The organism is Streptomyces sp. NPDC058665 (genome assembly GCF_042714995.1).
Taxonomy (GTDB): domain Bacteria; phylum Actinomycetota; class Actinomycetes; order Streptomycetales; family Streptomycetaceae; genus Streptomyces.
Window position 1 is genome coordinate 22,811 of sequence record NZ_JBHXRX010000016.1, and the last position, 14,298, is coordinate 37,108.

At 71.7% G+C, this 14,298-nt stretch carries 9 protein-coding genes; 5 read left to right on the plus strand and 4 right to left on the minus strand.

Annotated features, from left to right (window positions below):
- Positions 1-25 precede the first annotated feature (25 nt).
- The 4 genes from ACFWV8_RS12755 to ACFWV8_RS12770 all read right to left on the minus strand — a co-directional run bounded on the left by ACFWV8_RS12755 (position 26) and on the right by ACFWV8_RS12770 (position 6,800).
- Positions 26-1,495, minus strand: coding sequence for a maltokinase (locus ACFWV8_RS12755; RefSeq protein WP_384200359.1), 1,470 nt, complete (start codon positions 1,493-1,495; stop codon positions 26-28).
- Positions 1,496-1,742: 247 nt separating this feature from the next.
- Positions 1,743-3,467, minus strand: a complete 1,725-nt coding sequence (gene treS / locus ACFWV8_RS12760; protein ID WP_384200361.1) for a maltose alpha-D-glucosyltransferase — start codon at positions 3,465-3,467, stop codon at positions 1,743-1,745.
- Positions 3,467-5,452 (minus strand): alpha-1,4-glucan--maltose-1-phosphate maltosyltransferase, encoded by a 1,986-nt coding sequence (locus ACFWV8_RS12765; protein WP_384200363.1) that lies wholly within the window; start codon positions 5,450-5,452, stop codon positions 3,467-3,469. Before ACFWV8_RS12765 ends, treS begins: the two co-directional genes overlap by 1 nt.
- 430 nt (positions 5,453-5,882) lie before the next feature.
- Positions 5,883-6,800, minus strand: a complete 918-nt coding sequence (locus ACFWV8_RS12770; RefSeq protein ID WP_384200365.1) for an SDR family oxidoreductase — start codon at positions 6,798-6,800, stop codon at positions 5,883-5,885.
- 119 nt (positions 6,801-6,919) lie between these two features.
- Between ACFWV8_RS12770 and ACFWV8_RS12775 the strand changes: the two genes are divergently transcribed.
- The 5 genes from ACFWV8_RS12775 to ACFWV8_RS12795 all read left to right on the plus strand — a co-directional run bounded on the left by ACFWV8_RS12775 (position 6,920) and on the right by ACFWV8_RS12795 (position 14,202).
- Positions 6,920-7,885, plus strand: a complete 966-nt coding sequence (locus ACFWV8_RS12775; RefSeq protein WP_384200367.1) for an AraC family transcriptional regulator — start codon at positions 6,920-6,922, stop codon at positions 7,883-7,885.
- A 152-nt stretch (positions 7,886-8,037) separates the two neighbouring features.
- The gene (locus ACFWV8_RS12780) at positions 8,038-9,513 is read left to right on the plus strand and encodes a 4-hydroxyphenylacetate 3-hydroxylase family protein (protein WP_384200369.1); all 1,476 of its coding nucleotides are present in this window, start codon (positions 8,038-8,040) and stop codon (positions 9,511-9,513) included.
- 257 nt (positions 9,514-9,770) lie between these two features.
- On the plus strand, positions 9,771-11,513 hold the full coding sequence (locus tag ACFWV8_RS12785) for an MFS transporter (protein ID WP_384200371.1): 1,743 nt from the start codon (positions 9,771-9,773) through the stop codon (positions 11,511-11,513).
- A gap of 206 nt (positions 11,514-11,719) precedes the next feature.
- Positions 11,720-12,919 (plus strand): monodechloroaminopyrrolnitrin synthase PrnB family protein, encoded by a 1,200-nt coding sequence (locus tag ACFWV8_RS12790; protein WP_384200373.1) that lies wholly within the window; start codon positions 11,720-11,722, stop codon positions 12,917-12,919.
- Positions 12,916-14,202 (plus strand): flavin-dependent oxidoreductase, encoded by a 1,287-nt coding sequence (locus tag ACFWV8_RS12795; protein ID WP_384200375.1) that lies wholly within the window; start codon positions 12,916-12,918, stop codon positions 14,200-14,202. Before ACFWV8_RS12790 ends, ACFWV8_RS12795 begins: the two co-directional genes overlap by 4 nt.
- The last annotated feature ends 96 nt before the right edge of the window (positions 14,203-14,298 follow it).

The window sequence follows — 14,298 nt, forward strand, 5'->3', positions numbered from 1 at the left end:
GGTCTCGGACGTGTCGGCAGTGGTCTCAGGGCCGGTGACCGGCCAGGCGGTGGATCGCCGCCATCGGGACGGGCAGCCAGTCGGGACGGTTCCTGGCCTCGTACAGCACCTCGTACACCGCCTTGTCCGTCTCGTACGCCCGCAGCAGCGCGGCGTCCTCGCGCGGGTCGCTGCCCGTCGCCTCGCCGTAACCGTCGCAGTACGCCGACCGGCAGCGCTCCGCCCAGTCGGGGTGCCAGGGCTCGTGGGAGCGGGCTGCGTAGTCGAACGAGCGCAGCATGCCCGCCACGTCGCGCGCCGCGGGCTGCGGGCGGCGGCGCTCGGTCAGAGGGCGGGCGGGTTCGCCCTCGAAGTCGATCAGGGACCACTCGCCGTCCGGTGTCCGCAGCGTCTGGCCCAGATGCAGATCGCCGTGCACACGCTGCGCCCGCGTGACCCGGGTGGCGCCCGAGGCTCTCTCGCCGCCCCCGTTCCCGGACCGGGCGAGCGCGTCGTACGCCGTACGGAGCCCCGTGACGTACGGCAGCAGCGCGGGCACCGCCTGTGCGGTGGCGTCGAGCCGCCCGGACATGGCCTCCGCGAGCTGTGCAGTCTGCCGTGGCCCCAGCGACACCGTGGGCAGCGCGGCGGCCAGCGCGAGATGCACCTCGGCGGTGGCGCGCCCCAGCGCCCGCGCCTCGTCGGTGAAGGCGCTGCCGTCCGCCAGCGCGCGCAGCGCCAGCTGCCAGCCGTCCTCGGAGTCCTTGAGGAACGGCTGGAGCACCCCCAGCGTCAGCGGCTCCTGCCCGGCCCCGCCGTCCACGGCCTGGAACCAGGCGACCGGCGACGGCACCCGCCGGGAGCCCTGGCGGGCGAGGGCGAGGGGCAGTTCCAGATCGGGGTTGGCGCCGGGGAAGACCCGGCGGAGGATCTTGAGGATGTACTCCTCGCCGTACACGAGCGAGGAGTTCGACTGCTCGGCGCCGAGCAGCCGCGGCACGAGCCCGGCCGGGATCTCCACCGCCCGGTCGAAGCGCAGCGGCCCCAGGGCGCCGGGGGAGCGCAGCCGCTCCAGCAGCAGATCGGCGAGGCGCGGGTCGTGCAGCGCCTCGTAGACGACCCGGCCGGCCAGCGGCCCGGTGTCGACGACGCCGATACGGGCGGCGGCGAGGTCCGGCGGCAGGGCGGACCGGACGCCGAGGAGCAGCTGATAGCAGTCGTCGGTGGGCGGGACGGGGACGGGCGGCGCGTCCAGGTCGGGGGTGGCGCGCTGTTCGACGCGTACCAGGAGATGGAGCAGGCCGGGCGTGGGGCCCTCGCCGGACGGGGGCATCAGCTCGGTGGCGGCGAGGGCCGAGAATCCCGTGATGGGCCGGCCCTTGCCCGCGAACCAGCGCTGTCGTGGCAGCCACTCGTGGAGGAGCGGGCTGAGCGAGTCGACCAGCCTCGCGGCTGCGGCGGGCGGGAGCGCGGCGCCGGGGCCTGGTGAGCTCCGGGCGGATGCAGCCTTCGACATGGCATCGCGTCCTTTCCCCGGGCACACCACAGGATGCGCAGAGTGTCCCGGATTGCGGCAACGGAGTCCGGCTGTGCGGGACGTGTCGGGTGAGGATGGCCCGTACGGGGACCGCGGGGCCGTGTCCTGTCCGGCTTCGGGAATCCGTACGACGGACTGTTCGATTCCACGGAGCACTCGATGTCGGGGATGCTGCCCCGTGCGGGGCGGCGGTAATCGGCCGCCCCGCGACGGGTCCTGTCGGCCGTCAGGCCGGCGTCGGGTCCTGCCTGAGCCGGAACCAGTAGAAGCCGTGGCCCGCCAGTGTCAGCAGATAGGGCCAGTCTCCGATCGCCGGGAAGCGCACCCCGCCGATCAGCTCCACCGGGTGGCGCCCGCTGAAGGCCTGCAGATCCAGCTCCGTGGGCTGTGCGAAGCGTGAGAAGTTGTGCACGCAGAGCACCAGGTCGTCACCGTTGCCGTCCTGTGACGGTGCCTCGCGCAGGAACGCGAGCACGGCCGGATTCGTCGACGGCAGTTCCGTGTACGAGCCGAGCCCGAAGGCCGGGTTCTGCTTTCGGATCTCGATCATGCGGCGCGTCCAGTGCAGCAGCGACGACGGAGACGCCATCGCGGCCTCGACGTTGGTGACCTGGTAGCCGTAGACCGGGTCCATGATCGTCGGGAGGTAGAGCCGGCCGGGGTCGCAGGACGAGAAGCCCGCGTTCCGGTCGGGGGTCCACTGCATCGGGGTCCGTACGGCGTCGCGGTCGCCGAGCCAGATGTTGTCGCCCATCCCGATCTCGTCCCCGTAGTAGAGGATCGGGGAGCCGGGCAGCGACAGCAGCAGCGCGGTGAACAGCTCGATCTGGTTGCGGTCGTTGTCCAGCAGCGAGGCCAGCCGGCGCCGGATGCCGATGTTGGCGCGCATCCGCGGATCCTTGGCGTACTCCGCGTACATGTAGTCGCGTTCTTCGTCGGTGACCATTTCGAGCGTCAACTCGTCGTGGTTGCGCAGGAAGATGCCCCATTGGCAGCCGGTCGGGATGGCCGGGGTCTTGGAGAGGATCTCCGAGACGGGGTAGCGGGACTCGCGCCGTACGGCCATGAAGATCCGCGGCATCACCGGGAAATGGAACGCCATGTGGCACTCGTCGCCGCCCTTGGCGTAGTCGCCGAAGTAGTCGACGACGTCCTCCGGCCACTGGTTGGCCTCGGCGAGCAGCACCGTGTCCGGGTAGTGCGTGTCGATGATCTCGCGGACCTCGCGCAGGAGGGCGTGGGTGGCCGGCAGGTTCTCGCAGTCGGTGCCCTCCTCCTGGTAGAGGTACGGCACGGCGTCGAGCCGGAAACCGTCGATGCCCAGGTCCAGCCAGAAGCGCAGCGCGGAGACGATCTCCTCGCGGACCGCCGGGTTCTCGTAGTTGAGGTCCGGCTGGTGCGAGAAGAAGCGGTGCCAGTAGTACTGCTTACGGACCGGGTCGAAGGTCCAGTTGGACGTCTCGGTGTCGACGAAGATGATCCGCGCTTCCGGGAACTGCTTGTCGTCGTCGGCCCAGACGTAGTAGTCGCCGTACGGCCCGTCGGGGTCCTTGCGGGACTCCTGGAACCAGTCGTGCTGGTCGCTGGTGTGATTCATGACGAAGTCGATGATCACGCGCATACCACGCTGGTGGGCGGCGTCGACGAACTCCACGAAGTCGGCGAGGTCGCCGAACTCCGGCAGCACGGCTGTGTAGTCGGAGACGTCGTAACCGCCGTCGCGCAGTGGCGACTTGAAGAACGGCGGCAGCCAGAGGCAGTCGACACCCAGCCACTGGAGATAGTCCAGTTTGGCGGTGATGCCCTTGAGGTCTCCGACGCCGTCGCCGTTGCTGTCCTGGAACGAGCGCACCAGGACTTCGTAGAAGACGGCTCTCTTGAACCAGTCGGGGTCACGGTCCTTCGCGGGAGTGTCCTCGAACTTGTCGTGGACAGGCTCGTTGATGATCATTATGTGGGTGACCCTCCGATCGGCGGGGACGGTCGCAGAACGACGATGTGCGCGGGTGTGACACCCGGCTCCAGGCGCACGTAGTTGGCCCTGCCCCAGTGGTAGATCTCTCCGGTGAGCTCGTCGCGCACCGGGGCGGTCTCGTGCCAGTCGAGGCCGAGCCGCGGCATGTCCAACGAGACCGTTGCCTCCTGGGTGTGGTGCGGATCGAGGTTCACGACGATCAGCACGACGTCCGGGCCCGAGCGCTTGCTGTAGGCGATGACCGCGTCGTTGTCGGCATGGTGGAAGTGGATGTCACGCAGCTGCTGGAGCGCCGGGTGCCGGCGTCTGATCCGGTTGAGCGCGGTGATGAGCGGGGCGATGGTGCGTCCCTCTCGCTCCGCCGATTCCCAGTTCCGGGGGCGCAGCTCGTACTTCTCCGAATGCAGATACTCCTCGCTCCCGGGCTTGGCCGGGGCGTTCTCCATGAGTTCATATCCCGCGTAGACGCCCCAGGACGGCACCATCGTCGCGGCGAGTACCGCGCGTACCTCGAATGCCGGACGGCCGCCCTCCTGAAGATAGGCGTGCAGGATGTCGGGCGTGTTGACGAAGAAGTTCGGGCGCATGTACGACGCCGGGTCGCCCGAGAGCTCGGTCAGATACTCCGTCAGTTCCTGCTTGGTGTTGCGCCAGGTGAAGTACGTGTACGACTGCTGGAACCCGATCGCGCCGAGGGTGTGCATCATGGCCGGCCGGGTGAACGCCTCGGCCAGGAAGATCACATCGGGGTCGGTGGAGTTGATGTCGGCGATCACCCGCTGCCAGAAGACGACCGGCTTGGTGTGCGGATTGTCGACGCGGAAGATCCGCACCCCGTGGTCCATCCAGTACCGCAGCACCCGCAGCGTCTCCGCGACCAGCCCGTCCATGTCGCGGTCGAAGGCGATCGGATAGATGTCCTGGTACTTCTTCGGCGGATTCTCCGCGTACGCGATCGTGCCGTCCGCGCGGTGGTGGAACCACTCGGGGTGTTCCTTCACCCAGGGGTGGTCGGGCGAGCACTGGAGGGCGAAGTCCAGCGCGATCTCCATGCGGAGTGACGCGGCCTTCTCCACGAAGGCGTCGAAGTCCTCGATCGTGCCCAGGTCGGGGTGGATCGCGTCGTGGCCGCCGTCGGCGGAGCCGATCGCCCAGGGGACACCGACATCGTGGGGGCCCGGGGTGAGGGTGTTATTGGGGCCCTTGCGGTGCGTGGTGCCGATCGGGTGGATCGGCGGCAGATAGACGACGTCGAAGCCCATCGCGGCGACGGCCGGCAGCCGTTCGGCGGCGGTCCTGAACGTGCCGCTGACCGGGGGCTTGCCCGGGGCGACGACGGCGCCCTCGGAACGGGGGAACAGCTCGTACCAGGAGCCGTACAGCGCCCTCTCCCGCTCCACCAGCAGCTTGACCGGCTTCGACGCGGAGACCAGCTCGCGCAGCGGGTGGCGGGACAGGGCCTCGTCGGCCTCCGGGGTGAAGGCGGCGGCGAGCCGGGCGGCGGCGGGGCGGCGCTCGTCGCGCAGACCGTCCACGGCGGCCAGGACCGCCTCGCGGCCGTCCCGCTTGGGGACCCCGGCGGCGGCCCGCTCGAAGAGCGCGGCGCCCTCGGCCAGGACGAGGTCCGTGTCGATCCCGGCCGGGATCTTGATCTCGGCGGCGTGGCGCCAGGTGGCGAGCGGATCGCTCCACGCCTCGACCTTGAAGGTCCACCGGCCCTCGGTCGTCGGTGTGACGTCGGCGCCCCAGCGGTCGGTGCCGGGGGCCAGCTCACGCATGGGGGTCCAGGGGCCGGGCAGGCCGTCGGGGCCGCGCAGGACGACATTGGCGCCGACGGCGTCGTGGCCCTCACGGAAGACGGTCGCGGTGACCTGGAACGTCTCTCCGCTCACCGCCTTGGCGGGGTTTTTCCCGCAGTTGACGAGAGGGCGGACGTCCAGGACGGGAATGCGACCGATCATGAAATCACCTGGGGGCTGGTTTTGCCTGAGTTTGATGTTATTTGTAGCTGCTCGGGCGGTGACTGGCGGGCTGCGGGCATGGCCGCTCCTGTCCGCGTTCACTCCAACAGCGGTGGAATCGGGCGAAACGAGCGTGCTTGCGGTGCGTACCGCTTGAGCCTTCCCACGAATTTCGGGTGCACAATCCGGCGCTCCGTTAAGAGCGGGGCAACTCTGGACGCGTGGCCGAAACATGTCGGATCGCACAGGAAGAGGTACCGGCGCGTACAGGAGGCGCGGCGGGACGGCGCACGGAAGAAGGGCGCCCCGCTCCCGCGGCCGCACGGGCGGCTTGCGCGGGAACGGGGCGGGAACGGGGGTGGGGGGGGCTCGCGGGCGGTGGGGCCGGGGCGTGTGCCGGGGTAGGGGACGGGGACGTAGAGCGGGTGCGTCAGCTCGCTTCCGTCGACCAGACCTGCCACGGCTGGCGCGTCACCCACTCGTCCACCGGCGCGGGCTTCACGGCGAGCGCGTCCGCCGACCGCCCGCCGTCGCCCGCCATCAGCAGCGGGTCGGTGCCCGTCGCCATGTAGTGGTAGATCCCGGCGACCCCCGCCGCCGCCTCCGGGCCCGCGACCTGGGACAGCGCCTGCTCGAACACCGTTGGGGGCAGCGGCAGATACCGCACGTCGCGGCCCAGCCCCGTGGCGAACGCCAGGGCCAGCTCGTCACCGGTCAGTGACTCGCAGCCGCCGATGTCGTACGTCTCGCCCTCCACACCGTCCGCGGTCAGCGCCGCGAAGACCGCCTCCGCGAGATCCCGGTGCGAGATCCAGGAGGTAAAGGTGCCACCGGGCAGCGGGTAGGCCAGAACTCCCTCGCTCACCAGCGCCGGTCCGTTCCAGGGGCTGAACAGGTTGTCCAGATAGACCGGCGGCCTCAGCACCACCAACGGCACACCGCTCGCCCGCAGTTCCTCCTCCGCGATCCGCCGTGTCTCGAAAGCGGCGACATTCGTCGACTGCTCGGGAATTCGGGTGTTGGAGTTGTAGACGAGACGCTGGATTCCGGCTTCACGTGCCGCCTCGGCGACATTACGGGCGTACCGCCGGACCTGCTCCGTCCCGTACACCAGCGGCATCACCACGCAGGCGTGCGTCGCGCCCCGCATCAACTGCCGTACGGCGGAGGGATCTCCCAGGTCACCGCCCACGAACGAGGCTCCGGGCAGCGGCGGCCGGTCCGCGTCGGCGGCGCGCGTGAGCGTACGGACGCGCTGTCCGCGTTCGGCCAGCAGACGGGCCACGGCACCGCCCTGGAACCCCGTCGCCCCCACTACCGCGACGCGCATCGGAATCTGATCGGACATGTGTCTGAAGGCCCTTCGATAAGGTGTGTCTGCTGTCGATGACGGCTCTTTCACAAGGCTGGCGGCGTCGGCTTCGGCCGATCAATTAACAAACCGGGGCGGGGGTTGAAGGATCGTCCATGGAACCGATGGAGCCCATCAAGACCGAAGGTGACGATCTCCTGAGCGAGCTGCTGAAGCCGCTCCGGCTCACGGGGGTCTTCGACAGCCGTTGGCACGTCAGCGCGCCGTGGGCCATCGAGGGCGACGCCGAGCAGAGCTGCGCGATCCTCCACTACATCGTCCACGGCGGCTGCTGGATCACCGGCGACGGTCAGACGCCGCTGGAACTTCGCGAAGGCGACCTCGCGGTCTTCCCCACCGGCGCCGCTCACCGCATCTCCGACCTGCCCGACCGGACCGGGGGACTGCGGCTCGGGGCCGTGCTGCCCGAGCGGGTGCCCGGCACATCGGGCGAGCTGCGGATCAACGGCGGCGGGCCGGAGAGCCGGCTGCTCTGCGCCGGACTGCACTACGACGCGAGCGCCGCCACCGGCCTTTACACGGCGCTGCCGTGGGTGCTGGTCCTCGACCGCGCCCAGGTGGACAACGAACCGCTGCTCCGCGACACCCTGCGGCTGCTCGCGTCGCCGCACCGGCCCGTCGGTCCCGGCGACCGTCTCATCACGCTGCGCGCGTTCGAGATGGCGCTGGTCCTGGCGCTGCGGCCGCTGTTGCGGGAGATCGCCGACAATCCGTCCTCGCTGCCGGTCCTGAGCCATCCGGGGATCAGCAGGGCGATGGTGATCATCGCGACGCGGTTCGCCGAGCCGTGGACGATCGAGTCCCTGGCGCGGGAGGTCGGCATGTCCAGGTCGGCGTTCACCGCGGCCTTCCGTGAACTGGTGGGGGAGGCCCCGGCGCGGCATCTGACGGGCCGTCGGATGCAAGAGGCGGCACGGCTGTTGGGCGAGACGTCGCTGCCGCAGTCGGCGGTGCCGGAGCGGGTGGGGTACCGCAGCGCGGTCGGTTTCCATCTTGCGTTTCGCAAGTGGTTCGAGAAGACGCCGGGCGAGTACCGCAGCGGTACGGTGCCTGCGGCGTAGGGGTCGCCCATGTCGCCGTCTGGCCGGTTATTAAGGACCGCTGGACGGTCGTTCATTGCTGTCGGCACTTGCGGCAGGGAAGGTTCTCGGGGAGCGGGAGCAGCGTTCCGCGCGTGGCGCGTGAATCGTTTTGATCCGTAAGAGGAGAAGGCGTGACCAGATCGGGTCAGGAGTATCTGGAGTCGTTGCGCGACGGCCGTACGGTGTGGCTGGACGGCGAACGGGTCCAGGACGTCACACGGCATCCCGCGTTCCGCAACACCGCGGGGTCGATCGCCCGGCTCTACGACCTGGCGCACGACTCCGCGCATACGCCGGTGCTCACCCGGGACGGCGCGCACCGGGCGTTCGCGGTGCCGCGCGACTACGCGGACCTGGTCGCGCGCCGGCAGGCGTACAAGGTCTGGGCCGAGGCGAGCTTCGGCTTCCTGGGGCGTACGCCGGACTACATGGCGGGCGGCGCGGCCGGATTCGCCGCGGCGCCGGGGGTGTTCACCACGGAGGGCTTCGACGGCGCGGCGAACGCGCTCGCGTACCACCGGCGGCTGGCGGACGGCGATCTGTATCCGGCCTTCACCATCACCAACCCGCAGGTGGCGCCGACCCCGTTCGACGCGGGGGGCGGGACGGCGGCGGAGGACCCCGTGGTGCGGGTCGTCGCCGAGAAGGACGGCGGGATCGTCGTGAGCGGCGCGAAGATGATCGGCACGGCGGCGGTCTTCGGCAACGAGATCGTCGTCGGGACGATCGAGCCGCTGGCGCCACGGGACGTGGACCGCGCGGTGTGCTTCTCGATACCCGTGGACACGCCGGGCCTCACCTTCGTCTCCCGTGTGTCCTACGAGGGCGCGGCGCGCGGCGTCTTCGACAACCCGCTGTCGTCGCGGTTCGACGAGAACGACGCGCTGCTCGTCTGCGACGAGGTGTTCGTGCCGTGGGAGTCCGTGCTCACGTACCGGAACGTCGACGCGAGCTTCGGGATGTGGTGGCGGACACCGGCGTACGTGAACTTCGTCCACCAGGCGTCGACGCGCTTCTGGACCAAGCTCGAATTCCTCGCCGGGCTGGCGATCCTGCTGACCAAGTCCAACGGCACGTACGAACTGCCGCCCGTCACCCAGGCGATCGGCCGGCTGCTGGGCAGGGTCGCCCAGGCGAAGGCGTTCGTGCTGGCCGCGGAGGCGTCGTACGAGGAGGTCGACGGCGGGCGCGGCGGGGTGATGCCCGGCAAGGACATCTCGTACGCGCAGCGCATCATGGCGGGCGAGCTGTATCCGGCGGCGGTCCAGGAGATCAAACTCCTCGCGGGTGGCGGAGTGATCCAATTGCCCGCGTCCGGCGAGGACTTGCTCCATCCGGAACTGGGCCCGCTGGTGGGCCGCTATCTGCGGGCGCCTGGCCAGTCGTCGGAGGAGCGGATCAAACTGCTCAAACTGGCCTGGGACGCGCTGGGTTCGGAGTTCGCCTCCCGCCACGAACAGTACGAACGCTTCTACCACGGCGCGCCGCACGTCTATCTGACGCAGCAGGCATGGGAGGGCGATACGGCGTCCTGCGAACGCCTGGCCCAGACCTGCCTCAACGGCTACGCGCTCGGCGGTGAGCCCGAGGAACGGGACCCCCGGTGAGCGCGGGGCGCAAGAACGAACGCCCGGCGGCGGCGGGGTCTGACGGCCTGGCCGGGCCCGGCTCCGCCGGGGCCGAAGGCCCTGGCACATCCGGGCCCCTCGGGGCCGATGGCCCCGGGCCGGTCGGTCCGTTGGGTTTCGGCGGCGTGGTCCCCACCGGCGGCTCGCCGTCTGCCGGTGGCCCGGCGGCCGGCCGCAGCTGTCGCGACCGGGCGGCCGACGGGCCTGATTCCGTAGAACCATTGGACCTCAAAGGCATGTCGCCCCTCGGCGATCGGGCGACGGCGCTCGGCTTCGCCGAGGCCGAAGGCCCAGGCCGCAGTACACCCGACCCGGTCGGGGCCGACGCGGCGGCGGGCCACGGCCGTCCTGCCCAGGTGGCCGACGGCGCGGACCCGGTCGGTCCGTCAGGCACCGGCGACCGCTCGGTCGTCGGGCGCCTTGTGAAGGCGCCCCGCTCCGGCGAGGACGGAGGTCGTGCTCCCCGGGTGGCCGGGGGCGGCGGGCTTCGGGTGGGGTGGGGATCAGCTCCCGGCGTCGCGGGGTTTCGCGCCCCCGGTCCCGTGGCGCCGGGATCGCGAAGATCCGGGGGGCGGGGGCTCGGGCTGCTCGCGGGTACGCAGTTGCTGGTCGTCATGGACACCGCGATCATCAACGTCGCCCTGCCGTCCGTCGGCGACGACCTCGGGTCCGGTTCCGCCGGGCTGTCCTGGGTCGCCAACGCCTTCCTCATCACCTTCGGCGGGCTGCTGCTCCTCGGTGGGCGTGCCGCCGATCTGCTCGGGCACCGGCGGGTGTTCATCGGCGGGCTCGGGGTGCTCGGCGTCGCGTCCGCGGTCGGCGGGGCGGCCGGCACCGTGGAGGTGCTCGTCGGGGCCCGCGCCGTCCAGGGCGCCGGCGCCGCACTCGCCGCCGCCGCGGCGTTCGCCCTGCTGCTGAACCTCTTCCCCGACGGCCCCGGCCGGCACAGGGCGCTCGGCGTCTTCGCCGCGATGGGCGGCCTCGGCGGCGTGCTCGGCACCGTGCTCGGAGGCGTACTCACCGACCTCCTCGGCTGGCGCTCCACCCTCTGGCTGAACGTCATCGGCGCGCTCGTACTCGCCGTCCTCGCGCTGCGCCTCCTCGACGGCGACACCCGTGGCGCCGAGCGCGGGTTCGACATCGGCGGCGCGCTCACCGCGACCGCCGGTCTCGGGCTCGTCGCGTACGGCCTCGTCGGTGCCGGTGAGGCCGGCTGGACCAGCGCGCGGACGCTGGGCGCGTTCGCCGGCGGGCTCGTATCCCTCGTGGCCTTCGCCGTCCTGGAGAAACGAATCGCCGGCCCGCTCGTGCCGCCCGCCGTCCTCCGGCGCCCCACCCTGCGGCTCGCCAACTGCCTCAGCGCGCTGGCCCAGATGGCGCTCTTCCCGATGTTCTTCCTGGTCAGCCTCTACCTCCAGAGCGTTCTCGACCAGTCCCCCCTCCACGGCGGGCTCGGCCTGCTGCCGCTCTCCCTCGTCGTCGTCGCCACCGCCCCCCGGACCGGCCGGCTCATCGACCGGCTCGGTCTGCGCGCCACGATGAGTCTCGGGTTCACCCTGCTCTTCCTCGGCATGCTCTGGCTGGCGCTCGCGCTCGCCGCCGAGGGCACGTTCGTCTCCACCGTCCTCGCGCCCAGCCTCGTGCTGGGCGTCGCCCTGCCGCTCGTCATGGTCACCACCAACGTCGCCGCGACCGCCGACGCGGCACCGGGCGAGACCGGCCTGGCCTCCGGACTCGTCAACACGAGCCAGCAGTTCGGCTCCGTACTCGGCCTCGCCCTGCTCGTCGCGGTCGCCACTGTCCGTACCGACGCGCTCGGCGCGACCGGCGCCGCCGACGAGACCGCCGGCTTCAAGGCCGCGCTCCTCGTCGGCGCGGTCTTCGCTGCATCGGCCGCGCTGCTCTCCTTCCGGCTGCGGCTCCCCGCGCCCGTGTCCGCGCTCCCGCACCAGGACCGGGTCGGCGGCGCCCCGGAGTAGACCCAGGAGGAGCGAGTGCGCAGGCGGGGCGGGGCCCTGTCGACGGTGCAGGCCCGGGACCGGGCAGGGGGGAACGCCGCGGCGGGCCACAGGAGCAGCCGGCCGGCCGGGCCGCGCGAGGGAGCGCGGCCGTCGCCGTGACGGCATCACGCCGCCCGTCCCGTGTCCCACCACCCACCCGACCCACGCCCGAGGGGGGCACTTCCATGACGCTGCACGACCTTGTCGCGCCCGCGATCGAGGCGCGCGAGCCGCGCTACCGGATAGCCGGCATACGCGCGGCCGATCCGCTGGGCGCCGACGCGATACTCGCGGCCGTACCCGCGATGAACCGGGACGCCGATGTCCCCGCGCTGACCGTCGCCCTGCGCACGCTCGTCCCCGGTCCCGACCGCACCGCATCGCTGGGGGTGGTCGACGCGCTCGCCGCCGTACGCGACCTCGGTCTGCTCCTCGGCTCGCTCAAGCGGCACGGGGCCGAACCGCTCGCCGCCGTCCCCGAAGCCCTGCCCGCACTCCAGGAGTTGGGCCGCCGCACCGACATGGTGCCCCGCGACACCGTGCACCACTACACGACGTGGAACCCGCTCGGCGACCGGCAGCGGATGTATACGGGCGAGGCGATGGAGGGGTACCTCCAGAACGCCGTACGGATGGTCTTCCCCGCGCTCGTCGCGGCGCTCGACACCTGCTCGGAGCTGGCGGGACTCGAACCGTACGACCCGCGCTTCGCCGCCGCGCTCGACCGTACGGCGCAGCACGTCCAGGCCATGGTCGACTCCATCGACTTCACGGTCGCGCAGGTCACGCCCGACTTCTTCGCGCGCGGGCTGCGCCCGTACTTCGAGGAGGTCGACATCGCCGGCCACGACTATCTGGGCCCGGCCGCCGCGCAGGTGCCGCTCTGGCTGGTCGATGTGACGCTGTGGCAGAGCGACCGCAGCAGCCCGGAGTACGACGCGTTCCTCGACGAGTCCGTGCGCTACAGCCTGCCGTCGTGGCGGGCCTTCCACGCGGCGCACCGGGGTTCGACCTCCGCCGTCAGCAAGCTGTCCGCCGCGATCAGCTGGGAGTCGACGCCGCGGCTGCCGCCGGGGCTGGCCGCGTCGGCGGAGTCGCTGGCGGGGGTGCTGCGCATCCTCAAGACGTTCCGGGCCAGACATATCGGCGTGGCGCGCAAGGCGTACAGCGAGGATCTGCGGCTGTACGACGAGGGCAGCGGCGGCGCGCCGGTCGCGCTGCTGCGGACGGTGCTGGATCTGACGCGGGAGAACGAGACGTTGGTGCGGCAGGCGGATGTGGGCGCGCACGCGCCGAGAACGACGCCCAAGCCCATGCCCACCGTGCCCATGCCCGCGGTGTCCGCCGCCGGGCCGGCCCTTCGTGAGAAGAGATTCACGGCATGACCCACATCATGATCGCGGGCGGCGGAATCGCCGGCCTCACCGCGGCACTCTCCCTGCACGCCGCCGGCTTCGAACAGATCACCGTCGTCGAGGCCGCCCGGGAGATCCAGCCGCTCGGCGCCGGGCTGAACATCATGCCCAACGCCGTACGCGAACTCGACGCGCTCGGGCTGCTCGGCAGGCTGGACGAGTGCGCCGTACGCACCGGTGAACTGCGCTACTACCACCGTCGCGGCGGGCTGATCTCCCGCGAGCCGCGCGGTGTGGCGGCCGGTTATCTGTGGCCGCAGTTGTCCATCCACCGCGGCGACCTTCAACGGGTGCTCGGTGACGCGGTACGCGACCGGCTCGGCGGCGACGCGGTGGTCGCCGGGGTCCGGGTCGCCGGCCTGGAGACCTCGCCGGACGGCCGCGCGCGTGTGCTGCTCGCGCACCGGGAGGGGCGCGGCGTGGGGGGCGCGTCCCTGGAGCCGGACGTGCTGATCGGCGCGGACGGCATCCGCTCGGCGGTGCGGGCCGCGCTGAATCCCGGGGAGGGGGAGCCGCCGTGGAACGGCATGCTCGTCTGGCGCGGGGTCTCGCGGGTCCCGGCGCACCGTGCGGGCCGGTTCATGTTCATCGCGGGTGACGACCGGCAGAAGGCGGTGGTCTACCCCATGACGCACGCGAGCGGTCCGGACCGGCGGGTACTGGTCAACTGGGCGCTGGCGATGCCCGCGACGGACATCGCCGGAGCCGGGCGGGGCGACTGGAACCGGCCGGTGCCGGTCGCGAAGTTCGCGCACCACTACGCGGGCTGGGAGTTCGACGGCGTCAGCGTCCCCGGGCTGCTGGCCGCGGCGGACCGCGCCTTCGAGTACCCGATGGTGGACCGCGAACCGCTGGCGCGCTGGACCCACGGCCGTACGACCCTGATCGGCGACGCGGCCCACGCGATGTACCCGATCGGTTCGAACGGCGCGACGCAGTCGATCGTCGACGCGCGTGCGCTGGCGCACGCCATGGCGACGCACCCCGACCGCGCGGAGGCCCTGACTGTGTACGAGAGGGACCGCCGCCCCGCGATGACGGAGCTGCAACTCGCCAACCGCCAGCAGGGCCCCGAGGTGGTCATCACCCTGGCCCACACCCGCGCCCCGAACGGCTTCACGAACATCGCGGACGTGATCCCCCCGTCGGAACTGGCGGAGATCGCCGCCCGCTACGCCACGACGGGAGCGTTCGACCCACCCACGGTGAACGCGGGCTCCCCGTACACCCTCCCGGCCCCGGCCCGGGGCTGAGGTGCCGTCGGCGGTCCGGGGGCGCTCGGCCCCCGGCCGTCGCCCGGCAGGGGGTCTCCGCCTCACCCCGTGCGCGCGCCCGCACCGCTCCCCGCT

Bases quoted from the DNA above. Each gene is read 5' to 3' on its own strand.
- ACFWV8_RS12755 (WP_384200359.1), bottom strand. From the start codon at position 1,495: ATGTCGAAGGCTGCATCCGCCCGGAGCTCACCAGGCCCCGGCGCCGCG.
- treS (WP_384200361.1), bottom strand. From the start codon at position 3,467: ATGATCATCAACGAGCCTGTCCACGACAAGTTCGAGGACACTCCCGCG.
- ACFWV8_RS12765 (WP_384200363.1), bottom strand. From the start codon at position 5,452: ATGATCGGTCGCATTCCCGTCCTGGACGTCCGCCCTCTCGTCAACTGC.
- ACFWV8_RS12770 (WP_384200365.1), bottom strand. From the start codon at position 6,800: ATGTCCGATCAGATTCCGATGCGCGTCGCGGTAGTGGGGGCGACGGGG.
- ACFWV8_RS12775 (WP_384200367.1), top strand. From the start codon at position 6,920: ATGGAACCGATGGAGCCCATCAAGACCGAAGGTGACGATCTCCTGAGC.
- ACFWV8_RS12785 (WP_384200371.1), top strand. From the start codon at position 9,771: ATGTCGCCCCTCGGCGATCGGGCGACGGCGCTCGGCTTCGCCGAGGCC.
- ACFWV8_RS12790 (WP_384200373.1), top strand. From the start codon at position 11,720: ATGACGCTGCACGACCTTGTCGCGCCCGCGATCGAGGCGCGCGAGCCG.
- ACFWV8_RS12795 (WP_384200375.1), top strand. From the start codon at position 12,916: ATGACCCACATCATGATCGCGGGCGGCGGAATCGCCGGCCTCACCGCG.